This is a genomic window from Micromonospora sp. NPDC049662 (genome assembly GCF_040675055.1).
In the GTDB taxonomy this organism is placed as follows: Bacteria; Actinomycetota; Actinomycetes; order Mycobacteriales; family Micromonosporaceae; genus Micromonospora.
Window position 1 is genome coordinate 47,450 of the sequence record NZ_JBFAOC010000026.1, and the last position, 22,225, is coordinate 69,674.

Genomic DNA, 22,225 nt, shown 5'->3' on the forward strand with positions numbered 1-22,225 from the left:
GCCCTTCCTTACTGCTCGGTCATCGGGACGCGGACGCCGGTGCGGTCGGCGACCTCGCGGGCGCTGTCGTAGCCGGCGTCGACGTGCCGGATGACGCCCATCGCCGGGTCGTTGGTGAGCACCCGCTCGATCTTCTGGCCGGCCAGGGCGGTGCCGTCGGCCACGCAGACCTGCCCGGCGTGGATCGACCGGCCGATGCCCACCCCGCCGCCGTGGTGGATGGACACCCAGGACGCCCCGCTGGCGGTGTTGACCAGCGCGTTCAGCAGCGGCCAGTCCGCGATCGCGTCGGAGCCGTCGGCCATCCCCTCGGTCTCCCGGTACGGGCTCGCGACGCTGCCGGTGTCCAGATGGTCCCGGCCGATCACCACCGGCGCGGAGAGCTCACCGGAGGCGACCATGTCGTTGAACCGCACGCCCGCCCGGTCGCGCTCGCCCTGGCCGAGCCAGCAGATCCGGGCCGGCAGGCCCTGGAACGCGACCCGCTCACCGGCCAGCTTGATCCAGCGGGCCAGGGACTCGTTCTCCGGGAACAGGTCCAGGATGGCCCGGTCGGTGGCGGCGATGTCGGCCGGGTCGCCGGAGAGCGCCGCCCACCGGAACGGTCCCCGGCCCTCGCAGAACAGCGGGCGGATGTACGCGGGCACGAAGCCCGGGAAGTCGAACGCCCGCTGGTAGCCGCCGAGCTGCGCCTCGCCCCGGATCGAGTTGCCGTAGTCGAAGACCTCGGCCCCGGCGTCGAGGAACCCGACCATCGCCTCGACGTGCCGTGCCATCGACGCGCGGGCCCGATCGGTGAACTCGGCGGGCTTCGCCGCGGCGTAGTCCCGGGCTTCGGCCAGCTCGACGCCCACCGGCAGGTACGCCAGCGGGTCGTGGGCGCTGGTCTGGTCGGTCACGATGTCGATCTCGACGCCTCGGCCCAGCAGCTCCGGGAAGACCTCGGCGGCGTTGCCGACGACTCCGACGCTCAACGCGCGCCGGTCCCGCTTCGCCGCGCGGACCCGCGCGACCGCGTCGTCCAGGGAGTCGGCCACCTCGTCCAGGTAGCGGTCGTGCACCCGGCGGTCCAGACGGGTGCGGTCGACGTCGACGATCAGGCAGACGCCGTCGTTCATGGTGACCGCGAGGGGCTGCGCGCCACCCATCCCGCCGCACCCGGCGGTGAGCGTCAGCGTCCCGGCCAGGGTGCCGCCGAACCTCTTGGCGGCGACGGCGGCGAACGTCTCGTAGGTGCCCTGGAGGATGCCCTGCGTGCCGATGTAGATCCACGAGCCGGCGGTCATCTGCCCGTACATGGTCAGGCCGAGCTGTTCCAGGCGACGGAACTCGGGCCAGGTCGCCCAGTCGCCGACCAGGTTGGAGTTCGCCAGCAGCACCCGGGGCGCCCACTCGTGCGTACGCATCACACCGACCGGTCGCCCGGACTGCACCAGCATCGTCTCGTCCGCGCGTAGGTCGGTCAGCGTACGCACCAACGCGTGGTACGACGGCCAGTCCCGCGCCGCCTTCCCGGTCCCGCCGTAGACCACCAGGTCGTCGGGGCGTTCGGCCACCTCCGGGTCGAGGTTGTTCATCAGCATCCGCAGGGCGGCCTCCTGCTGCCAGCCACGGGCGGTGAGCTGGCTGCCCCGTGCGGCACGGATGGGCTGGGTCATCTCCGGTCTCCTCCTCATCCGAGGAACAACTGTCGGCGGGCCGCGGAGGCTTCGAACGCCTCCAGGCGGCGCTGGGTGTCGGCCGGCGCGGCGTCGCAGATCGCCTGCAACAGGACCATCGCCAGGGTCATCGGGGCGGTGTGCAGGTCGAAGACGAGTTGGGCGCCGACGGCGGCCGGCAGCACCACGTCGGCGTGTTCGGTGGCCGGGCTGACCGGCGAGTCGGTGATCGCCACTACGGTCAGCCCGGCGGCACGCGCGTCGCGCAGGGCGTCCAGGGTCTCCCGGGGGTAGCGGGGCAGCACGAAGGCGAGCACGGCGGACGCCCCGGACTCGGCGGCCTGCTCCAGACGGTCGGTGAGCAGGCTGCCGCCGTCGTTGAGCACCCGCACGTCCGGGTGGACCTTCGCGGCGAAGTAGGCGAAGTACGCGGCCAGCGGCGCGGCGGCCCGCAGGCCCAGCACCGGCAGCGGCCGGCTGGACGCGAGCAGCCGCCCGGTCTCGGCGATCCGGCCGGTGTCGGCGAGCTGTCCGGCCAGCCGGTCCAGGTTGCCCATCTCGGCGCGTACCGCCTGCTGGAGCTCGTTGGCGGTGTCCGCCGGGCCGCCGGTTGTGCGGGCGGTGAGGTCGCGCAGGCGGCGGCGCAGCGCCGGATAGCCGTCGTGGCCGAGCGCGACGGCGAATCGGGTGACCGAGGGCTGGCTGACCCCGGCCAGCTCGGCGACCTCCGCGGCGGAGAGGTACGCGACGGTCGGCGCGTGCTGCACGAGACAGTGCGCGATCCGGCGCTGGGTGGGGGTGAGCCGTACCCCGTCGAACAGGTCGAGGACCTGCTCGGCCGTCGCTCCTTCATTCACACCGTGACTCTATGCATGAAAACTTTCAGTAGGCAAGGGCGCCGCACCCTGCCGCTCCGCCGGCGGGCGGCACGCTGAGATGGCGACACCTCTGTAGGATCCACGGCGGTTGAGCTAAGGAGTGGCATGCAGCCGGAGAGCCCCTACAGGTACACGCACATGCTGGGCGCGTGCCAGGTTGGTAAGGCCTGGGCCGCAGTGGACGGGCAGGGTCAGTTCGCCACCGTGGCGGTGCTGGACGGCGTGGCCGCGTCCGACGAGCGCTGGCGGGTGGCCTTCGGCAACGCGGCCAACGCGCTGGCGCAGGCCGTCGGCGGTCACCGCTACGCGGACGCCGACCTGTCCGCCGCCCACCCGTGGGTGGCCTACCGGGCCGAGGAGGGGCACGCGCCGCAGCGGCTCTTCCAGAGCCTCGGCATGGACTACCAGCCCGTGCCCGACCTGCCGGTCTCCGCCCCGCCCACGTCGGCCCCGCCTGCCTCCTCCCCGCCCGTCTCCGCGCCGCCGGTGTCCGGTGTGCCGCAGCAGGCCAGCGGACCGCCGAGCCCGGTCTCCGGCGCTCCGGAACTCCTGGCGTACCCGCCGCAGCTGCCGTGGGCGGTGCACGCCAACCCGGTCTCCGGGCAGCCGGTGTCCGCGTCCCCGCAACCGGTGTCGGCAGCGCCGGCCTCCCCCGCGCCGACGCCGGCAAAGGCCGCGCCGCAGTCCCCGGCGTACGCCTCCAACGCCGCACCGATCCCGTCGTTCGATCCGCTCTCGTCCTCGGGCGGCCGGCGGATCGCGCCGGTGGCGCGCCCGCCGCGGAGTCGGACCGGCCTGTGGGTCGGTGCCCTCGTCCTGACCGCGGTGGTGGCCGCCGGCGCCGGGCTCCTCGGTGGCGGTGCCCTCGGTGGTGACACGAAGCCCGAGACGCAGCCTGCGGCCAGCCCTCCGGTCCCGCTGTTCGAGAAGACCCAGTACGCCCTCAACAAGGCGAAGTTCGACCCCGATCTGGTGCCGCTCGCCGAGCCCTGGCTCGCCCGGATGGGCGACTGCGCCTCAGACCGGGAGGCCGGCGGTCCGAAGCTGCCGAAGGACGAGAAGCGGCATGTCTTCTGTCGGTACGGCAACGTGTTCGTCCACTTCGCACTTTTCGAGTCCACGACGACGAAGGACGCCGCACGCGCCTACCGTGAGCAGCTTGCCTTCCTCGCCGGCACCCTCTCACCGGGGATCAGGCAGGGCGCGCGGACCACGGGTGGCTCCAGCGGAGCAACCGGCAGCTACGTCGAGTACGCCGGCGACCCCGGGAACGGGCCGGTCATGTGCGGCATCTGGTGGGACCGGGACGACCGGCTGGGCGCGGTGTACTTCGAGACCCCGTGTGAGGCCGGGATCGCCGGCAACTGGGACGCGTTGCGCGATCTGTGGCATCGGAACAGCTGACCGCCGTTCACCAGAACTCGTAGATGAGGAACGTGGCCTCCGGATAGCGGACCGTGGCCCGCAGCTTCAGGCACGACTCGTTGATCTCGGTGCCCGTCACGAGGTACTTGACGCGATGCTGGCGGAGGAAGGGGCCGCACGGCTCGGTGTTGACCCGGAAGTGGTCCGGCGCCGTGAGGGTGAAGGTGGTCGTCGACATGACGGCGGGGTTCCGGTCGAAGGTGAACCAGACGTGCGCGTAGCGGTTGACGATGTACTCCTGCTGGCCCTGCTGGTCGGCGGTCCGCCACAACGTCAGCTGCGGGTACGCGTAGACACCGGACAGTGACCGGGCGCCGTTCATGGTGGGGAAGTTTTGGACGATGCCCACCTCCGCCGCCCACACGGCATCCGGATCCTCGGCGGCGATGGCCCGAATGGATCGGGACAGCGGCGTCTGGGTCAACGTGGCGGTGCCCCGGTAGAGCGGATGGATGAAGGCCGTCATGGCCACCGAGAACGCCAGGAGAACCGATGTCGCCCAGACGAAGCGGCGGCGCAGTGCCAGATGGACGACCAACGGCACGGGGACGAGGGACAGGACGAAGCCGCCGAGGCCCAGGAAGCCGGGGGATGTCTGCGCCACGTGCAGGCTGAGTAACGCCTGGACGAGCAGGAGCGCGAGTGTGTAACCGATGATGACGGTGCGCCCCGGCAGAGTCGACCGCTGGTCGCGGAGCCGCCGGACGAACAGCACCAGCCCGATGAAGTTGAGCAGGCCGATGCCGATGAGCAATCGCGTGTGCGGCACCCGGTCCAGATACAGCAGCCTGCCGAAGAAGTCGAGATGGGGTACGAACAGCCGGACGAGTGCTCCGAGGAATGCGAGGTTGACGAGCAGCAGCGGCCAGTCGACGACGCGTCTGGCGCGGTACGACTGGTACAGCAGATAGAGGCACGGCACGCACAGGTACGGGAGCATGAGCAGGAAGTTGGAGTTCTCGCTCTGGTTGGTCAGCCCCTTGTCCGGAATGCTGTATTGCGCCGCTGATCTGCCCGACTCCAGGCCGAAGCTGGTGTGTCCGGAGAGCAGGTGGGCCAGGTCGAAGCCGCCGCTTCGGGTGAGCCGTTGACCCGGGTAGGCGGTGTGCAGCACCGCGTTGATGGCGTCCAGCCGGGTGCCGACGAAGAGCCCGACCAGGAGGCCGGCGACGAGGAGCGCTGCCGCCACGAAGGCCAGCGGCCGCAGCATGGGACTTCGTGGCACGGTGTACCGCTCGATGAGATGGCCCACGCAGAACGCGGCAAGCGCCAGGGCACAGGGAATCTGGAAGGGCGGATAGAGGACCAGCGCGAAACACGTGAGCAGGTACGCCAGTAACGCCGCCCAGGCGACGGTGGCGAGCAGGCGGGTCGACCGCAGCAGAAGGACGAAGACCGTCGCGATGAACAGTGCGTAGTACAGCGGCCCGAGGGTGATGTACTGGTACCACCAGTGCACGAACGGGCTGAAGAAGAGTGTCGACGAGAGACCGGCGGCTAGCCAGTGCTGGCCCGGCATCAGCACCAGGACGAAGAAGTAGGCGCTCAGGATGAGCAGCACCGCCATCAGCCACCACTTGAACGCGAAGGCGTAGTCGAGCGGAAGAACCAGGAACGCGAGGTTGTGCGGCTTGAAAGCCGCCGACCAGTCCCGGTACGGCACGTCCACGACCAGGGAGACGTCCGCGCCCTGACCCATGTTCGGGTTTATCCGGGGGTAGCCGGCGGCGTCCTGGGCGATGGTCAGCTGGGTGTTGACGGCCCACTCGTCCGATCGGATCGGCTGCGGTGCGTTGAGCAGCAGGTTCGCGTCCGGTTGCGAGCCGTACAGCATCGACTGGTAGACGCCCATCGACGACCCGCTGATTTGCAGGACGGTCAGCAACGTCAACAGGACGGTGAGCAGGGCCGGAAAGAACCAGATGCCGCGGACGAAGCTCCGGCCGAGCCGCGCGACCCGGTCGCGGCTGCCGGACGGGACCGCCCAGGTGTCCCGAGCGTCGGCGGTGGTCACTGCCAACGCGCCCCCTTCAGGTCGTCGCCCGCTGGCCCGGCGCGTTCACCGGCTGGGCCGCGCTGTCGTTCACGACCGGCACCGGCGAACCGACCAGCCGCGCCGCCTGCCGATGCCGGCGTGGTGCCGGCGGCAGTCCCGTCAGGAACTCCGGGAACATGCCGAAGAACGTCCGGGCGCTGCGCAGTTCCAGGGTGTGCGCCCGGGACCAGCGGAACGAGTTCGTCGCCCGGCCCCAGTGGTGTGTCCACCGCACGTCGCCGAGCAGCGCCACAGGGAGCCCGTTGCGCCAGGCGCGCAGACCGAGCTCATGGTCCTCGTAGTAGAGGAAGAACCTCTCGTTCCAGCCGCCCAGGTCGATGAAGTCGGTGGTCCGTGCGGCGACCGCGGCACCCATGACCCAGGCCACCCAGACCGCCGTGCCCGGTTCGGCCGTCATCCGGTACGAGGCGTGCAGCCGGGACAACGGCCACAGTTTCCGGTTGCCCAGCTTGGCGGTGGCGTAGGGAAAGCCACGGCCGTTGGGCTGAACGACGCCGTCCGAGGAGAGCAGTTGCGGCGCGGCCAGGCCGCCGTGCGCGTCGAGGTGCCGCCGCAGCACCTCGAAGCCCTCGGTCGAAGTGATCTCGAGGTCAGGGTTGGCGAACAGGACGTACTCGCCCGCCGCTTGGCGCAGACCGATGTTGTTGGCGCGGGAGAAGCCGACGTTCTCCGGCAGGCGGATGACCTGGGCGCCCATCTCCTGGGCTACGCCGGCCGAATCGTCGGAGGAGCAGTTGTCGACGACGATCCACTCGTACGGCCGGGCATCGCCGCGCCAGCACGCGCGCAGCGTCTCCGCCGAGTTGTAGGTGACCGTCACGACACTCCAGCGACGTCCTGTCATCACGCTCTCCGAACTGTCAAGTAGCTGAACAGGGCGGCGAAACCGAACCGGTCGCCCTGCCACTGGCGTCGGGCGCGCAGCCCTCCACGCAGGCCCTCGCCCATTCCCCGCAGGAAGGGCCGCAGCAGGCCCTGTCGTGCCCGGCGTACGGCCAGCGCGAGGTGCGCCAGGGCCAGCACGGGTGTCGCGACGATCATCAACGGCCAGGTGAAGGTGCGCGCCGCGACGATGAGCCGGTTGCGGGCGAGCAGGAAGGCGCGGAACGCCTGGAGCTTGTGGTCGCCCTCGACGCTGTGGCCTCCGGCGTGCGGCAGCACCAGCTCCGACCGACGTGTGCGCACGCCGGACGCGTAGAGACGGAAGGCGAGGTCGGCGTCCTCACCCCAGGCGAACAGCTGCTCGTGGAAGCCGCCGAACCGACGGAACAGCTCGGTCGGGAAGACGGCCGCGCCACCCGACGGACCCAACGGCCCCCGTACCGCGGATGCCGGGCGATCGATGAACAGCGAGATCGGGTTCAGGTCGATGCCGACGTACTCGCCGCCGTGCATCGCCAGACCGACCGCGATCGGCAGCGCGGGCGTCTCGGCCATGGCGGCGCAGATCCGCTTCAGCGCGTCCTCGGGCAGCCAGACGTCCGGATTCAGCAGGAGGACGTGGCTCGTGGCCGTCTGCGCCACCGCCCGATTGCAACCGGTCGCGAAGCCTGGGTTCGAGGCGTCGGGCAGGTAGTCGTAGCGGTCGTCGTCCAGGCAGTCGGCGATGACCTTCCGGCAGCCGTCCTCCGGCGAGTTGTCCGCGAAGAGGAACCGCACCGGGAGACGGTCGGCACTGCGTACCCAGGTCGGCAGCGTGTCGGCGAGCATGCCGGCGGACCGGTAGAGCACCGTGACGACGGTCAGCGTTTCCATGTCGGCATCACCACCTTGGGCCAGGCCGGCATCGCCAGCCTGGACGGGTTGCTGACCAGGTAGAACGCCACGATGCCGGGCACGAGAGAGAGCCAGAACGGCTGGATGACCGGGTAGAACTCGTAGATGCCGAAGGTGGCGTAGTAGATGAGGAAGGCGCGTCCGATGTGGTGCGCCGGGCTGTTGGTGTCGCTGAGCCGACGCTCGGCGAAGCCGACGACGAGCCCGGTTAGGGCCAGCACGAGTCCTGCGCCGACCGGCCCGAAGTCCATCAACGGCACCGCCACGAAGGTCGCGGTGTTCATGTAGAACGGTTGACTGAGCCCACCGGTGATCTTGTAGAGGTCGACCGGTCCGAGGAGTCGCTCGCCCACCGAGCCGGTGAAGGTCAGCGAGTAACGACCCCATGCCGGGTCGTACTCCTCCCGGTGTTCCCAGAGCCGTCCGAACGTCTCCACCGAAGAACTCAGCGACAGGTCCAGAGATCCGACGCTCGTGTAGATCGGGTTGCCGCCGTACTGGGCCCGAAACTGGTCCTCGAAGGTGCCGGTGCCGGCCAGGGTGCGTTGCCCGCCGAGGTAGACCGCGCCGCCCACCACGCCGAGGCCGACCAGGACCACCACCAGAGCAGCGACCTGCCGCTGACGGGCACTCATCCCGCCCGACTCGCGCCGGGTGGAGAGCGCGGCGACAAGTGCCGGCACGATTCCGACCAGGACCGAGTTCTTGCTGGCGCCCAGAGCCGCCCCGAACGTGAAGACCACGACCAGGAGCAGGTAGCGCCAGCGGGCCTCGCTCCTGCCGTTGAGCGCCCGAAGCAGTGAGATCGCCATACCGAGCGTCCACGCCTCCGCGAGCAGACCCACCACGATGTTCGACCGGAGGCCCAGTTCGGCTCGGGCGACGTCCGGGTTCTCGGCGAAGAGTGGAGGCACCTCACCGCCGAACTTCAGCGCGCCTCCGATGATCGCGATGAGCAGCACGACCAGCAGGAAGCCGGTCAGGCGGCGGTCGGCAGGCCACTGCAGTGTCGGCCGGGTCGACCGGTTCGCGCGGCCGAACGAAGGGCTGGCGAGCCGGTCCTGCCCCGCTGGTTGGATCCACCACAGTGGCGGCCCCGCCGGCGGCTCCACGGCGGCGGCCGGCCGGCCCCGCTCGGCCAGCCGCCGACCGGCGTACCAGGCGGCGAGGAAACAGGCGACGAAGACCCCGAGCACCGGGATGACGGCGCGGCCCGCCGGGGAGTCGTACGGCCCCGGGACCGTGATCACCGCGAGGAAGACGAGCGCCCACGCGGCGGAACAGACCGCGAGCCACATGGCCGACCGCACCGCGATGACCGCGACGGCGGCGAACGCCGCCACCACCCCGGCTGCCGGGTTGACCAAAAAGAGCGGTACGACGACGGCGACCGCGGCCGCCCAGAGCCCGACGGTCAGGTACTTCTGAATGATCATTTTGCGTTCCTCGTGAGGAGTGACCGGTACAGGCTCTGCCACCGCTGGACGCACCTGTCGAAGGCGTACTCCTTCGCGTACCAGTCCGCGACGGCGCTCCGCTGCTCCGCAGTCGTCGCTCCGACGGCATGGCGGATCGCGGCGGCTATCGACGAGGGTGTGAGATCGCTCTGGAACGCCAGCGTTCCGGCCGCGTGTCGGGTGACCTCGGCCAAACCTCCCGCGCCCGAGTGGACCACCGGTACGCCCAGGGACATCGCCTCGAGAGCGCTCAGGCCGAAGGCTTCGACCCGGGACGGTACGACGAGGCAGTCGATCTGGCGAAGGAAGTCGGCGGCATCGACCCGGCCGACGAGTTCCAGGTTCGGTCGGGGAGCGAGCGCCAGCGCTCCGCTGCCGGCGACCTGGAAGGTGGCGTCCGCCATGAGCGACGCCACGTCGGGTATCAGGTCGACGCCCTTCTCGGGCTCCACCCGGCCCAGGTAGCCCACCACGAGCGGACGGGTTCCCTCCGGCATCCGTGGCGGTGCAGACGCCGGCCAGGTCGCCGGGAGGGGGTTGGGGATCAGGTGGACGTCCTGGACCTGGCCACGGTTGCGCAGCTCGTCAGCCTCGAACTCTGAGACGGCCACGCTCGCGTGCGGACGCAGACGACGCATGACGAGGTCGAGGGTGATGTTGGATTGGATGCTGGCCTTGCGCTTCAGCGAGGGTGCCGTGTCGCGGAACTGCCACAGGCTGGTGTGCATGGTGACCACCAGAGGCGTACCGCGGCGCTCGGTGGCCAGCGCCGCCCGGCAGTGCATCGCCGCGGACAGCAGGTGAGCACAGACCACGTCGGGCTTGACCTCGTCGACGAGACGCCGAAGCGCCCGGGCGTACCCCAGGTCGACCCGACTGGTCGCGCTGATGTCGACCCACGGAACTCCGGATTCCCGCAGGGAGGCGCCCACCTCGTCGTCGGAGGTGGCGGCGATGACGTCGACTCCGGTCCGCGCGTGCGCGGGGATGATCTCCGTCAGGATCCGTTCGGCGCCGCCGAACTGACGCCGGCCGGAGCCGCCGGTGGTGCAGACGAACAGCACCTTCATCGGGAACGTAGTCCTTCGACAGCGCCCCGGGCGATGGCTCGGCGCACCGGATTCGGCCCGACGGCCGCCCGCAGCAGCACCCCCACCATGAAGGCGGCGCTGGCGACCCGACCCCGCCGGCCGGCCATCTGCCGGGTGGCCCGGATGAACTCGCGCGTCCGTCGCTGGGAGATCTCCTCCTCGGTCCAGCGCCGCTTGGCGGTGGCGTCGTCCTCGTGCATGATCACCGCGTCGGGCCGGTACGCCAGGCGCAGGCCCCGCTGCCGCACCGCCCAGCAGAGGCGCATGTCCTCGCCGTAGAAGAAGGACGTCTCGTCGACGCCGCCGATCGCGTCGAGGGTGCTTCGCCGCAGAGCCACGAACGGCCCGGTCAGCCAGTCGGCCTTCGCGGGCTCCGCGATGATCCGCAGGTTCGGCAGGACGAAGCTCAGGCCGGTGGCGTGCGCGAGCCCGACGGGCACGCTCAGAAAGCGACCGCCCTCCGTCTGCGCGACGCCCGACGGGGTGACGACACCCGGGAAGGCCGCACCCACGGCTGGATCGTCCAACGCCTCCAGCAGGCGCTCGACGGCGCCCTCGTGCACGATGATGTCGTTGTTCGACAGGATGACGTTCGTCCTGGTGGTGTGCCGGACGCCCAGGTTCATCCCTCTCGCGTAGCCGAGGTTGCTGCCGGATTGCACGTAGCGGACGCCCTTTTGCGCGCAGAACTCGCTCAGCGCCTGTCGGATACCCTCGGAGCTTCCGTTGTCGACGACGACGATCTCCGCCTCGCGGGGCAGAGACAGCACGCAGGCACGTGTGCGGTCGTAGTCTTCCCAGGCGAGGACCACAATGGAGACATCCAACTCAAACCGTCCCAGGACTTCGCGGCCGCGACCGGCGCAGGCTCGCACGAGAGATGAAGGCGTGCACGCCGTAGGCGAGCGATGAGGCGAGCGCGGCTCCCACCACGCCACCCCAGGGGATGACCCCGAAGTAGGCGGTGATCGCGACGGCCAGCGTGCTGACCGCCGCGACCGTCGTCGCCTTCTCGCCACGCTTCTTCAACAGCAGGGAACTCCAGGTCTTGCCGGCCGCGGCGGCCAGCGTCCCCGGCAGGAGGCAGAGCCCCAGGATCCAGGCGTACCGGTACTCCGGCCGCAGGAAACCCAACACGGCCAGCGCGGCCACGGCCGCCAAGGCCACCGGGACCGCCGCCCGGACAACGGGGCCGGCCCGGTGTGTCGTCGCGTCGACGTCCCGCTCGGCGAGGATCCGCTGGGCGCGCACCACCGCACCGGCCTGTGCGAACTCCAACGCCGCGACGGCCAGGGCGTACACGCCGAGCGGACCGGCACCGACGAACCTGGCCACCAGGATCTGGTTGAACCGCAGCGTCATCATCTGCGCGAAGATTCCGGTGTGCAGGTTGCCGACCGCGCGCAGGTCGGAGCGGTAGTCCAGAGCGTCAGCCGTCGGTGCCGGCGCGGGGCCGACGCGCCGGACCATCCCCAGCACCAGGACGCACACGGCGAGCGCGCCGACCCACTGGACCGCGAGCCAGACCATGCTCCACAGGTCGCCGTCGAGGCGCCCGGCGGCGTAGAGCGCGAGGTAACCGCCGACCAGGACCGCCCCGCTTGCCGCCCGCATCGAGTAGACGACAAGGAAGCCCTTCTGTCGCAACGCGATCGACGAGACCGTGTTGAACACGGTCAGAGCCGCGGCGGAGCCCACGCCGATCAGGTAGCTGCCGATTCCGCCCAGAGCCGTCAGCAGCGCGGCGGCGACAGCGGAGAGAAGCACCGAGATGACGAGCATCGCGAGGACCCAAACGCGGCCACGGGAGAGGACCCACCCGGCCGGACGGGACAGCAGGAAGGTGTCCAGCGACAGCCCGCCGACGGCCGCGCCCAACGTTGCGCTCACCATGTTGGCGGAGAGTTCGCCGCGCTCGGCGGCGGGTAGCGCCACCGACACGACCGCCGCCAGGCCCGTGAGCCCCAGTGCCGCGATGTAGAGGCGCTCCGGTGCGAACAGCCGCCGGAGCAAGCCGGGTGCGGGTACGTTGGGGGAGCGTTCCGGGTCGGGGTCGTTCGGCGACGACCGCTCGGCGTGAAACGACGAAACGCTTTTCACTCGTCTCCCCAGAACGGTGTGCCGCGCAGGCGGGTACGACGAGGTCCACGCCGCTGGCATTGTCTACCCGAACGGTTCGGCACCCGCAACCGCCGTACCGGCGTCGACCGGAGACCCTCCGGCGTCAGGCTCGGCAGATCACCTACCGCCGCCACGGAACACCTCCGCGACCGTCCGCAGCACCACCTTGACGTCCAACCAGAGCGACCAGTTCTCGATGTAGTAGTTGTCGAACCGCGCCCGGTCAGAGATCGGCGTGTCTCCGCGCAGGCCACTGACCTGCGCGAGTCCGGTGAGGCCCACGGGGACGCGGTGGCGTGCCGCGTACGTCGGGTACTCGGCGGAGAACTTCTCGACGAAGTGCGGCCGCTCGGGCCGGGGACCCACCACGCTCATGTCGCCGCGCAGGATGTTCCACAGCTGCGGCAGTTCGTCGAGCGAGGTTCGGCGCATGAACCGACCGATCGGCCCGACCCGCTGGTCGTGGGCGATCGACCAGTTGGTCTGCGACTCCTGCTCGTCCACCGGTCGCATGGACCGAAACTTGATGACCTTGAACGGCTTGCCGTACCGGCCGATCCGCTCCTGGTGGAAGAAGATCCCCGGGCCGCCGTCGACGAACGTGGCGATGGTGCAGAGCAGCAGCAGCGGGCTCAACAGGAGCAGGGCGACCGCGGCGAACAGTATGTCCGACGCGCGCTTGATCGCCCAGCGGGGACCAGTGAGGGAGATGTCCGCGATCTTGACGATCGGGAACGCGCCGATGTGGTCCGGATAGCCGCTGTGCGATCGCGATCCCCACAGGCGCGGCACCGCCCAGAGGTCACAACGGGAACTACGGGGACGCAACAGCGTCTCCATGAGCGTGGACTCCGGACAGTCCGGGTCGGCGATGACCAGCACCTCGCACTCCAACAACCGGACGAGGTGATCGAGGTCCGAGAGCGTGCCACTCAACGGAAGCACCCCGCTGCCCGCACGCGACGGCGCGTCGACGCAGCCGACGAACCGCAGACCGTACTGCGGGTAGCGGCGCAGCAGCCGAGCGAGCTCGACACCGATCGGCCCGCCGCCGACGATTATCGCGTTGTGCTCGATCCAACGACGGCTGCGCGACAGGACGATGAACGCCCGGCTGGTCGCGCGCCCGAGGATAACGAGCCCCGCCGACAGCGCGACGCCCCGCATGAAGCCGCCCACGTACGCCACCGAGGAGTGGCGTTCCGCCGCGATGATCGCCACCACGGCCGCGGAGGCCAGTAGCCGCCCGCACAGGCCGGGCAGCTCGTCGAGGATGCTCACGTGCCGCCGGGGTCGGTAGAGGCCGCCGGCGGCGAAGAAGGCCACCGTCAGGACGGCGTTGGCGAGCGTCCCGCGCCAATAGGTGTGGCTCAGCAACAGCGGTGCGACGAGCGCCACGGCATCCACCGGCGCCGTCATCATCCACGCGCGCGCCCATCGGATGCGCGACGACGTCCGGGACCGGGCGTAGGGCAGCACGGCGGTGGTGCTCGACCCGGTTGCCTCCGGCTCGCGGGTGTGCGGGACTGGCGGGGCGCCGAAGAGCCGGGCGCCGTCGCCCGGCAACTCGAGCGGCCCCTCGGCGACCGGCGGCGTTGGCGTACGGCTTGTCGCCGGTTGGCCTGACACTGTGGACCTCCCCCGTGAACGCCCCAGTCACTTCCCACGACCAGAACGGCGACCGAAATCTACGATCGGTCGGGACGCGCCACCATGGTCGGCAGATGAACGTCGATGTCCTACTGTGCCGAGGACAGGATCTCCGGCACGTTGTCGCTGCGCACCGCCCCGAAGACCCTTGCGGCCTTCTCCTTGTCGGCCAGCACCACGCTCTCGCTGCCGATCATGCCGGTGCCCTTCGTGGGACAGGTCAGGAACGTCAGGTTGCCGCTGCGCAGATCACGCAGCTCGGATGCCAGGTCGAGCAGGTTCAGCGACTTGTCCACCGCCACCGCGTCCGCCGTGGCCTTGACGAACGAGTTGAGCTTGGCCGGGTTGGCCAGCGTCCCGCCGGATGCCGCCTTGTCGAGGATCGCCTTGATGACCTGCTGCTGGTGCCGGATCCGGGCGAAGTCGCCGTCGGCGAAGGCGTGGCGTTCTCGTGCGTAGTCGAGCGCCGCGGCGCCGTCCATCCGCTGCCGGCCCGCCTTGAACGTACGGCTGCCGTTGAGCGCGTAGAGCGTCGTGAAGCCCTTCTCCACGTCCACGTCGATGCCGCCGAGGGCGTCCACGATCTCCTTGAAGCCACCGAAGTCGACCATCGTCACGTGATCGACCCGTACGCCTGTGAACTTCTCCACCGTCTGCACCATCAGCGGAACGCCACCCCAGGCGAACGAGGCGTTGATCTTCGCGTCGCGGCCGCCCCGCCCCTGCGCCGACTTCGGGATGCTCACCCACGTGTCGCGAGGAATGGAGATGAGCTGCGCGCTGGACCGGTCCTTCGGAAGGTGGGCCAGGATGATCGTGTCGGTGCGGGAGCCGTCGTCGCTCTCCGGGTCACGCGAGTCGCTGCCGAGGATCATGATGTTCATGGCGCCCTTGGCCTTCTCGGCCACCTGGGGACGCTCGGCCTCGGGCACACCGTCGAACGCGTCGACCCGTTCGATCCCGTTGTTGATCGATCGGTAGTAGAGGCCTCCGGCGACCGCGCCGCCACCGACGACAAGCGCCAGAACCACGAGCGTGATCAGGGCGATCTTCTTCCACCTGCGACGCTTCGGACGCGCCTCTTCCGTCGGCTCAGTCGGCTCGGTGGGTGACTGCGCCGCGATCTGCTGAGTCTCGGGTTCCGCGTACTCCTGGCGATACTGCATGGGCGCGATGCTACTGATTTCACGTTCCAGCCATGTACCCCCAATGGTGCCTATCCGGGTCCGTTTGGCGACTGAAAGTTTTTTCTCGACAGGCAGTGGCCCAACCTGGTGCGAAGCAGCCGTGGACGCAACGAAGCTCCGACGGGCCATCGCCTGCGAGAGCCCCTCCGACCACCGGCATCCCGGCGACGGCATCGGCATGTCATGGTTACCGGGTGCGGCTGACCTCGATCCACACGTACCCCGTCAAGGGTTGTCACCGGCTCGACCACGACGGCGCGTTCGTGCAGCCGTGGGGCCTGGCCGGCGACCGACGCTGGATGGTGGTGGACGCCGACGGCGTCGGCGTCACCCAGCGGGACACGACCCGCCTGGTCGGCCTGCGGGCCAGCGTGCGCCCCGGCGGCCTGGTGCTGCGCGCCGACGGCAGGCCCGACCTCGACGTGCCCGAGCCGGCCGGCGGCGAGCCGGTGCGGGTGCGGACCTTCCGCAGCCGGACGACCTCCGTCCCCGCGCTGCACGCCGGCCCAGCCGCTGACGCCTGGCTCGGCGGGCTCCTCGGCCGTCCCGTCCGGCTGGTCTGGTTGGCCAATCCGACGCGACACCTGCCCGCCGCCGGGCGCGAGTACGACACCGGCGACCAGGTCAGCTTCGCCGACGCCTACCCGCTGCTGCTGACCAGTACCGGCTCCCTCGACGCCCTCAACGGCTGGCTCGCCGACGCGGGGGAGGAGCCGGTGCCGATGACCCGATTCCGGCCCAACCTGGTCGTCGACGGAGCGCCGGCCTGGGCCGAGGACGGGTGGGCGGGCCGGTCGCTGCGCGTCGGCGACGTGCGGCTGCGCGCCGCCGGGCCGTGCGACCGCTGCGTGGTCACCACCACCGACCAGGAGACCGGGGTACGCGCCAAGGAGCCCCTGCGCACCCTCGGCCGCCACCGCAACGTCCGCCAGAAGCTCCTGTTCGGACTGAACGTGGTGCCCGTCGACAGTGGACCGATACGGATCGGCGACCCGCTCGTCGTCGAACCCTGACCGGTCAGCGGCGGGCTCGTCACCGTCCGTCGATGCTCTCTTAGCTTTCGCTTAGCCGCCTTGTCCGGCCGTACGCCGTTCCGGCAGCATCGCGACGTGACCGACGGAAGCGCTCCCGGCGGCGTCGAGGATCCCGCCCTCGCCGTCAAGGACGTCGACATCGACCTCGACCTGGACCGCGTTCCGGACGACCGGCCCGCGTCCTCGTCCGGCCCGATGCCCTGGCTGGTCGCCACCGGCGTCACCGTGCTCGCGGCGGCCCTCGGACTCACCCTGACCCTGCGGTCCGGCTCCACCCCGGCCTGCGCCGCCGGGCGGACCCTCGCCGCCGCGCCACCCACCGGCACCGCCACCCACAGCGGCAAGGCCACCTTCTACGACTCCAAGGGCGCCGGCGGCAACTGCTCGAACCCGGCGGCGCCGGCCAACCGGCTCTACGTCGCCCTCGGCCCCACCGAGTACGCCGCGGGCGCCGCCTGCGGCGGTTTCCTCGACGTCACCGGCCCGAAGGGCGCCGTCCGGGTCCTGATCATGGACCAGTGCCCGGAGTGCGAGCCCGGACACCTCGACCTGTCCCGGGAGGCGTTCGCCCGGATCGCCGACCCGGTCCAGGGGCTCGTCCAGGTCACCTACCGCGCGGCCGTCAACCCGCCGCTGCCCGGCCCGCTGACCTTCCGCATCAAGGAGGGCGCGTCGCAGTTCTGGTTCGCCGTCCGGATCGGCAACCACGGCAACCCGCTGCGCGCCGTCGAGGTGCGCCAGGGCACCAGCGGCCCGTGGCGGGCAACCGCCCGGCAGGACTACAACTACTGGCTGCTGGCCTCCGGCGCGGGCCCCGGCCCGTACAGCGTGCGGGTCAGCGACGTGTACGGACACCGGGTCACCGTGTCCGGCATCCGCATGACGCCGGGCCAGGTGCAGACGAGCGTGGTGCGGATGTACGAGCGCGGCGTCGTCGCCGCGACCACCCGTCCGCCCACGACGACCCGTCCGCCGGTCGCCCGACCCAACGGCACGCCGACACCGGCCCGCCGCGCCGACAAGGTCGCCGTGGCGAACGCGCCGGCCACCCCGGCCGCCGACGGGCCCTCCACGCGACCCGCCGGGGCGACCGCCCGCTGGTGCGGCTGAGCCCTGCGCGGCGCTCCGGTCCCTCAGTCGGTCGGGGTCAGGTCCAGCCACATGAGGATCTCGTCCCGGTCGTCGCCCGGCGCCACCCGCAGCGCGCCCGGCAGTCGGCCGATCTCCCGGTACCCGAGGCGGTGGTAGAACCCGTCCAACCCCAACCCGTCGCGCACCGTCACGTGCAGCGCCTCGCGGCCCATCTCGCGGCCCAGCCGCGCGGCCTCGCGCATCAGCGCCGACCCGCAGCCCGTGCCCTGCTGGTCCGGGTGGACCATCACCCGTTTCAGCACACACCAGTGCGCCTTGAGCCCGAACCGGTTGTCGCAGAAGACCAGCACCGCGACGGGCCGGTCACCGTCGTATCCGACCAGGAGCCGGTCCGGCCCGTCGGCGACGCCCGCGAACGTCGGGTCGGCGATCGTACGGACGTCGGTGGCGGTCACCGGTGGCACGAAACCCACCGCGCCGCCGGCGTTGCTGACGTCCACCCAGAGGGCGACGATCTCGGCGCGCAGCCGAGGGGTCAGCTCGGGATCCAGGACGAAGCGCAGAGTCACGGCGCCCATCCTGACCGGTCGACCGGGCCCGTGGCCCACCACCGTGACGCGGTCGACAACCGATCTGTTGTGGGGCCGACGGGATTCGAACCCGCACTGGTGCGGACCTAAACCGCATGCCTCCTGCCGTTGGGCTACGGCCCCTTGAAACTGAACTCCACCAGCGTCCACGGCCATTCTGGTCGACGAGGTAGTCGTCGGCCTATCCGAAAACCCGTTGGAGTAACCGCCTCAGGATCGTAGACCACCTCGGGCGCGATGGGTGCAGCCCGTCGTTGCCCAGCGTACGTGGAGGTCTGGCTGTGGCAGTTCGGGCATAGCAGCCGCAGGTTGCAGGGCCGGTTGTCGAGGAAGTCGCCGTTGATGTGGTCGACGTGCAGCGTCAGTGGTCGTCCCTGCCATGACGATCCTGTCCCGCACATCTCGCAGGTCTCGGGAAGACCGATTGTCGCCAGGGCGCGCTTGAGGCGGAACCCAGGGATCCGGCGAGAGCCGTCGGGTAGTACGACCATCAGCTCGACGGGGGACAGCCGCCGCCACCGCACGCCCCGGTTGTGCGCCTGGCCCGTGAAGTGCGACGTGTCGATGCCGAACCTCTTGAGCTGCCGGCTGATGTGCGCGTGCGAGCCGCCGCTGACGCGTACGCCGAGCATCCGCATCACCTCGGTGACGTTGCGGGCGGCGGCGGCCGCCTCGGCGAGCAGCTCCGGTGTGTATTGTATCGGACCATTGACGCACGGTAGCGGTCCGGTGGGACAGTCTCAGTCGAGCCCGAGGTCGCGGCGGAGCTTGGCGACGTGCCCGGTGGCCTTGACGTTGTAGAGCGCCCGCTCGATCTTGCCGTCGCCGTCGATGACGAACGTGGAGCGGATCACGCCGGTGACGGTTTTGCCGTACAGCTGCTTCTCGCCGTACGCGCCGTACGCGGTGAGCACCGCCTTGTCCGCGTCGGACACCAGCGGGAACGTGATCGCGTCGCGGTCGCGGAACTTGGCCAGCTTCGCCGGCTTGTCGGGGGAGATGCCGACCACCTCGTAGCCGGCCGCCTGGAGCGAGGCGAGCGAGTCGCGGAAGTCGCAGGCCTGCTTGGTGCAGCCGGGGGTCATCGCGGCCGGGTAGGCGTACAGGACCACTCTGCGGCCGCGCAGGTCGGCCAGGGAGAGCTGGTCGCCGGTGTCGGTGGGCAGGGTCCACTCGGGCGCGGGGTCACCGGGGGAGAGACGATCGGGCGCGGTCATGGCCCCGACCCTACCGCCGGGCGTGCGCGCCCCGCGTCGCCGGCGCGCGCCGGCTCGTGTTCCTGGAAAGCGCGGTGTCCCCGAGCCGCGGACACCGCGACATCAGGGAAACCGGGGTCGACCGAAGTGATCAAGACCATGCGTTGTTGCCAGAGTCTGGCAACAACAAGTCGTAGGAAATAGGCTGACCCCCGCCGGGTCCGGAGGGGTCCGCTGACGCGTGGGAGGTCGCGTGGAAACACTGGCGATGCACATCTCGAACGGGATCATCGACGGTCCCGTGGCGGCGATCTTCGCTGCGCTCGCGCTCGTCGCGCTCACCTACTGCGTCCTGCGTGGCCGGCGGGACCTGGACGACCGGCTCGCCCCGATGGCCGGCCTGGTGGCGGCGTTCATCTTCGCCGTGCAGATGCTCAACTTTCCGATCTTCACGGCGGGCGTGAGTGGTCACCTGCTCGGTGGCGCGCTCGCCGCGATGCTGGTCGGCCCGTGGGTCGGTGCGCTCTGCGTGGCCGTGGTCCTCGTCGTACAGGCCCTGATCTTCGGTGATGGTGGGGTGGCGATGCTCGGCCTCAACATCACCAACATGGCGCTGCTCGGCACCGCCGCCGCGTACCTGTTGATCTCGGTCCTGCTGCGGGTGCTGCCCCGCACGCGGGCGGGGCTGGCGGTGACCGCGTTCGTCGCGGCCCTGGTCAGCGTGGTGGTCGCGTCCCAGGGCTTCGTCGTGGAGTACTGGCTGGGCGGCACCACCGACCTGGGCAACAACCTGGCCGGTCTGGCCGGCACGATGGCCGGCGTCCACGTGCTGATCGGCATCGGCGAGGGCCTGATCACCGCGACGACCGTGCTCACCGTCGCGAAGGTCCGCCCCGACCTGGTGTACGCGCTGCGTTCCCTGCGTACCCCGACCACCACCCCCGCCGTCCCGGTCACCGGAGGTGTCCGATGAAGAACCGTTCCTGGGCCTTTCTGGCCGGTGGCCTGCTGGTCGCCCTGCTGCTCGCCGGCGTCGTGAGCAACTACGCCTCGTCGCACCCGGACGGGCTGGACTCCTCCCTGCTCAAGGGCTGCACCGTCGACGCCGACGACAACATCGTCGGTGGCAGCTGCCCGGCGCAGCAGGCCAGGGACCACGAGTTGGGCGACAGCCCGCTGGCCGACTACGGCGTGCGGGGGGTGGAGAACAGCTTCCTCTCGACCGGTCTCTCCGGGGTGCTCGGCGTGTTGGTGACCTTCGCGATCGGCCTCGGCGGCTTCTGGCTGCTGCGCCGCCGGGACACCGCGCCGGCCACGGGCGACGGGGGCACGTCCGCCGAGGGCGCGGCGGTCGCCGTTGGGCACGGCCGCACCGGCACGAGCGACTGAGCAGGGGGTACGCGATGGGCGCCGGTCACGGGCACGTGCTGTACCGCGAGTCGGCCTCGCCGGTGCACCGGCTCCCACCCGAGGTCAAGATCGTGGCGATGGTGGTCTTCACGATCGCCGTGGTGGCCACTCCGCGCGAGGCGTTCTGGGCCTTCGGGGCGTACGCCCTGTTGGTGGCGCTGGTGGCGGCGCTGGCCCGGGTGGGGCCGCGCTGGCTGCTCAGCCGCGCGTTGATCGAGGTGCCGTTCGTGCTGTTCGCGGTCGCGCTGCCGTTCCTCGGTGCGGGCGAGCGGGTCGAGGTGCTGGGTCTGCGGCTGTCCGAGGACGGCCTGCACGGCGCGTGGAACATCCTGGCCAAGGGCACCCTCGGCGTCCTCGCCTCGCTGCTGCTGGCCGCGACCACCACCACCCGCGACCTGATCGTCGGGCTGGACCGGTTGCACTGCCCGCAGATCCTCACCCAGATCGCCACGTTCATGCTGCGCTACCTCGACGTGTTGGTCGGCGAGGCGCGGCGGATGCGGGTGGCGCGCATCTCGCGGGGCGACGACCCGCGCTTCCTGTGGCAGTTGCGTGGCTTCGCCGCCGGCATCGGCGCGCTGTTCCTGCGCGCTTTCGAACGCGGTGAGCGGGTCTACCTGGCGATGCTGTCGCGGGGCTACACCGGGCGGATGCCCGCCGTGTGGCAGGGCGACGGCGCGGCGACCGCCGGTCAGTGGCTGGTCGCGGCGACCGTGCCGGTGGTGGCGGCCTCCATCGCCGCGACCGCCGTCGTGCTGACATGATCGGAGTCGTGCAGACCGCCCTCTCGCTGGACGTTCGTGGTGTTCGGTACGCGTACCCGGACGGGCACGTGGCGCTGCACGGCGTGGACCTGGCGGTGCCGCGCGGCGACCGGGTGGCGCTGCTCGGTCCCAACGGCGCCGGCAAGACCACGCTGGTGCTGCACCTCAACGGCATCCTCACGCCCACCGAGGGCAGCGTGAGCGTCGGCGGGCTGACGGTCACTCCGGACCGGGCGACGCTGGCCGAGGTGCGCCGCCGGGTGGGCATCGTCTTTCAGGACCCGGACGACCAACTCTTCCTGCCCACGGTGGCGGAGGATGTGGCGTTCGGGCCCGCCAACCTGGGGTTGCGCGGGGCGGAGTTGGCGGCCCGGGTCGACGAGGCGCTGGCCGCCGTGGGGATGAGCGAGCACCGCGCCCGAGCCCCGCAGCACCTCTCGTTCGGGCAGCGCCGACGGGTGGCGGTGGCGACCGTGCTGGCCATGCACCCGGAGATCCTGGTGCTGGACGAGCCGTCGTCGAACCTGGACCCGGCGGCCCGCCGTGAGCTGGCCGAGATCCTGCGGGGCCTGCCGGTGACCCTGCTGATGGTCACCCACGACCTGCCGTACGCGGCGGAGCTGTGCGAGCGCTCGGTGATCCTGGACGGCGGCCGGATCGCGGTGGACGCCCCAACCCGCACGCTGCTCGGTGACGCCCCCCTACTGGCGAAGCACCGCCTGGAACTCCCGTACGGCTTCACCCCACACCTCTGACCCCCGCACCCCCGGTCCCGCGATCTTGCACTTGCTGTCCCGACAAATGCCGCGAATGCCGGTACTTCGGCGACACAAACTGCAA

General features: G+C 70.7%; 21 protein-coding genes and 1 tRNA gene. 7 read left to right on the forward strand and 15 right to left on the reverse strand.

All coding sequences use genetic code 11. From position 1 onward, the window contains the following. Positions 1-8: 8 nt before the first annotated feature. The gene (gene hutU, locus AB0J36_RS20205) at positions 9-1,658 is read right to left on the reverse strand and encodes a urocanate hydratase (protein WP_357127658.1); all 1,650 of its coding nucleotides are present in this window, start codon (positions 1,656-1,658) and stop codon (positions 9-11) included. A 14-nt stretch (positions 1,659-1,672) separates the two neighbouring features. Continuing rightward, positions 1,673-2,515, reverse strand: a complete 843-nt coding sequence (locus tag AB0J36_RS20210; protein ID WP_357393662.1) for a MurR/RpiR family transcriptional regulator — start codon at positions 2,513-2,515, stop codon at positions 1,673-1,675. A 126-nt stretch (positions 2,516-2,641) separates the two neighbouring features. Here AB0J36_RS20210 and AB0J36_RS20215 point away from each other — a divergent pair, with 126 nt between their 5' ends. Continuing rightward, a complete protein-coding gene (locus AB0J36_RS20215; RefSeq protein WP_357127652.1) occupies positions 2,642-3,940 on the forward strand; it encodes a hypothetical protein in 1,299 nt (432 codons plus the stop codon). Between the two features lie 7 nt (positions 3,941-3,947). On the opposite strand, the gene AB0J36_RS20220 is transcribed toward AB0J36_RS20215, so the two are convergent. From AB0J36_RS20220 to AB0J36_RS20260, 9 genes are all read right to left on the reverse strand, one after another. Beyond that, positions 3,948-5,981: a hypothetical protein gene (locus tag AB0J36_RS20220; RefSeq protein WP_363660986.1), complete on the reverse strand. Its 2,034-nt coding sequence runs from the start codon at positions 5,979-5,981 to the stop codon at positions 3,948-3,950. Between the two features lie 10 nt (positions 5,982-5,991). Then, on the reverse strand, positions 5,992-6,861 hold the full coding sequence (locus AB0J36_RS20225; protein WP_357127646.1) for a glycosyltransferase family 2 protein: 870 nt from the start codon (positions 6,859-6,861) through the stop codon (positions 5,992-5,994). Further along, positions 6,861-7,772: a glycosyltransferase family 2 protein gene (locus AB0J36_RS20230; protein WP_357127643.1), complete on the reverse strand. Its 912-nt coding sequence runs from the start codon at positions 7,770-7,772 to the stop codon at positions 6,861-6,863. Before AB0J36_RS20230 ends, AB0J36_RS20225 begins: the two co-directional genes overlap by 1 nt. Continuing rightward, positions 7,760-9,229 carry a hypothetical protein gene (locus AB0J36_RS20235; protein WP_357127640.1) on the reverse strand — a complete coding sequence of 490 codons (1,470 nt, stop codon included), beginning with the start codon at positions 9,227-9,229 and terminating at the stop codon, positions 7,760-7,762. Before AB0J36_RS20235 ends, AB0J36_RS20230 begins: the two co-directional genes overlap by 13 nt. Continuing rightward, the gene (locus AB0J36_RS20240; RefSeq protein ID WP_357173058.1) at positions 9,226-10,320 is read right to left on the reverse strand and encodes a glycosyltransferase family 4 protein; all 1,095 of its coding nucleotides are present in this window, start codon (positions 10,318-10,320) and stop codon (positions 9,226-9,228) included. The genes AB0J36_RS20235 and AB0J36_RS20240 overlap by 4 nt, the downstream gene beginning before the upstream one ends. Beyond that, positions 10,317-11,168: a glycosyltransferase gene (locus AB0J36_RS20245; protein WP_363660987.1), complete on the reverse strand. Its 852-nt coding sequence runs from the start codon at positions 11,166-11,168 to the stop codon at positions 10,317-10,319. Before AB0J36_RS20245 ends, AB0J36_RS20240 begins: the two co-directional genes overlap by 4 nt. Position 11,169: 1 nt before the next feature. Continuing rightward, positions 11,170-12,441, reverse strand: coding sequence for a hypothetical protein (locus AB0J36_RS20250; RefSeq protein ID WP_357127634.1), 1,272 nt, complete (start codon positions 12,439-12,441; stop codon positions 11,170-11,172). 138 nt (positions 12,442-12,579) lie between these two features. Beyond that, positions 12,580-13,884 (reverse strand): sugar transferase, encoded by a 1,305-nt coding sequence (locus AB0J36_RS20255; protein ID WP_357128029.1) that lies wholly within the window; start codon positions 13,882-13,884, stop codon positions 12,580-12,582. Between the two features lie 317 nt (positions 13,885-14,201). Then, positions 14,202-15,278, reverse strand: a complete 1,077-nt coding sequence (locus tag AB0J36_RS20260; RefSeq protein WP_357173064.1) for an LCP family protein — start codon at positions 15,276-15,278, stop codon at positions 14,202-14,204. A 215-nt stretch (positions 15,279-15,493) separates the two neighbouring features. On the opposite strand from AB0J36_RS20260, the gene AB0J36_RS20265 reads away from it, so the two are divergent. After that, a complete protein-coding gene (locus tag AB0J36_RS20265; RefSeq protein ID WP_363660988.1) occupies positions 15,494-16,312 on the forward strand; it encodes an MOSC N-terminal beta barrel domain-containing protein in 819 nt (272 codons plus the stop codon). 96 nt (positions 16,313-16,408) lie between these two features. Continuing rightward, positions 16,409-17,443, forward strand: coding sequence for an expansin EXLX1 family cellulose-binding protein (locus AB0J36_RS20270; RefSeq protein ID WP_357127625.1), 1,035 nt, complete (start codon positions 16,409-16,411; stop codon positions 17,441-17,443). Between the two features lie 23 nt (positions 17,444-17,466). Here the strand turns inward: AB0J36_RS20270 and AB0J36_RS20275 are convergent, their stop codons facing one another. The 4 genes from AB0J36_RS20275 to bcp all read right to left on the reverse strand — a co-directional run bounded on the left by AB0J36_RS20275 (position 17,467) and on the right by bcp (position 19,232). Then, complete coding sequence (locus AB0J36_RS20275) at positions 17,467-17,994, reverse strand: GNAT family N-acetyltransferase (protein WP_357393672.1); 528 nt, start codon at positions 17,992-17,994, stop codon at positions 17,467-17,469. A gap of 70 nt (positions 17,995-18,064) precedes the next feature. After that, positions 18,065-18,138: transfer RNA gene (locus tag AB0J36_RS20280), tRNA-Leu, on the reverse strand. Then, positions 18,129-18,647, reverse strand: coding sequence for an HNH endonuclease signature motif containing protein (locus AB0J36_RS20285; protein ID WP_357393674.1), 519 nt, complete (start codon positions 18,645-18,647; stop codon positions 18,129-18,131). Before AB0J36_RS20285 ends, AB0J36_RS20280 begins: the two co-directional genes overlap by 10 nt. A 108-nt stretch (positions 18,648-18,755) precedes the next feature. Continuing rightward, positions 18,756-19,232: a thioredoxin-dependent thiol peroxidase gene (bcp, locus tag AB0J36_RS20290; RefSeq protein WP_357393676.1), complete on the reverse strand. Its 477-nt coding sequence runs from the start codon at positions 19,230-19,232 to the stop codon at positions 18,756-18,758. Between the two features lie 232 nt (positions 19,233-19,464). Here bcp and AB0J36_RS20295 point away from each other — a divergent pair, with 232 nt between their 5' ends. The 4 genes from AB0J36_RS20295 to AB0J36_RS20310 are packed head-to-tail and all read left to right on the forward strand — an operon-like array spanning position 19,465 to position 22,140. Next, positions 19,465-20,184 (forward strand): energy-coupling factor ABC transporter permease, encoded by a 720-nt coding sequence (locus AB0J36_RS20295; protein WP_357127613.1) that lies wholly within the window; start codon positions 19,465-19,467, stop codon positions 20,182-20,184. Continuing rightward, complete coding sequence (locus tag AB0J36_RS20300) at positions 20,181-20,600, forward strand: PDGLE domain-containing protein (RefSeq protein ID WP_357127610.1); 420 nt, start codon at positions 20,181-20,183, stop codon at positions 20,598-20,600. Before AB0J36_RS20295 ends, AB0J36_RS20300 begins: the two co-directional genes overlap by 4 nt. Positions 20,601-20,614: 14 nt before the next feature. Further along, positions 20,615-21,385, forward strand: coding sequence for a cobalt ECF transporter T component CbiQ (cbiQ, locus tag AB0J36_RS20305; protein ID WP_357127607.1), 771 nt, complete (start codon positions 20,615-20,617; stop codon positions 21,383-21,385). After that, positions 21,382-22,140 carry an ABC transporter ATP-binding protein gene (locus AB0J36_RS20310; RefSeq protein WP_363660989.1) on the forward strand — a complete coding sequence of 253 codons (759 nt, stop codon included), beginning with the start codon at positions 21,382-21,384 and terminating at the stop codon, positions 22,138-22,140. Before cbiQ ends, AB0J36_RS20310 begins: the two co-directional genes overlap by 4 nt. Positions 22,141-22,225 lie beyond the last annotated feature (85 nt).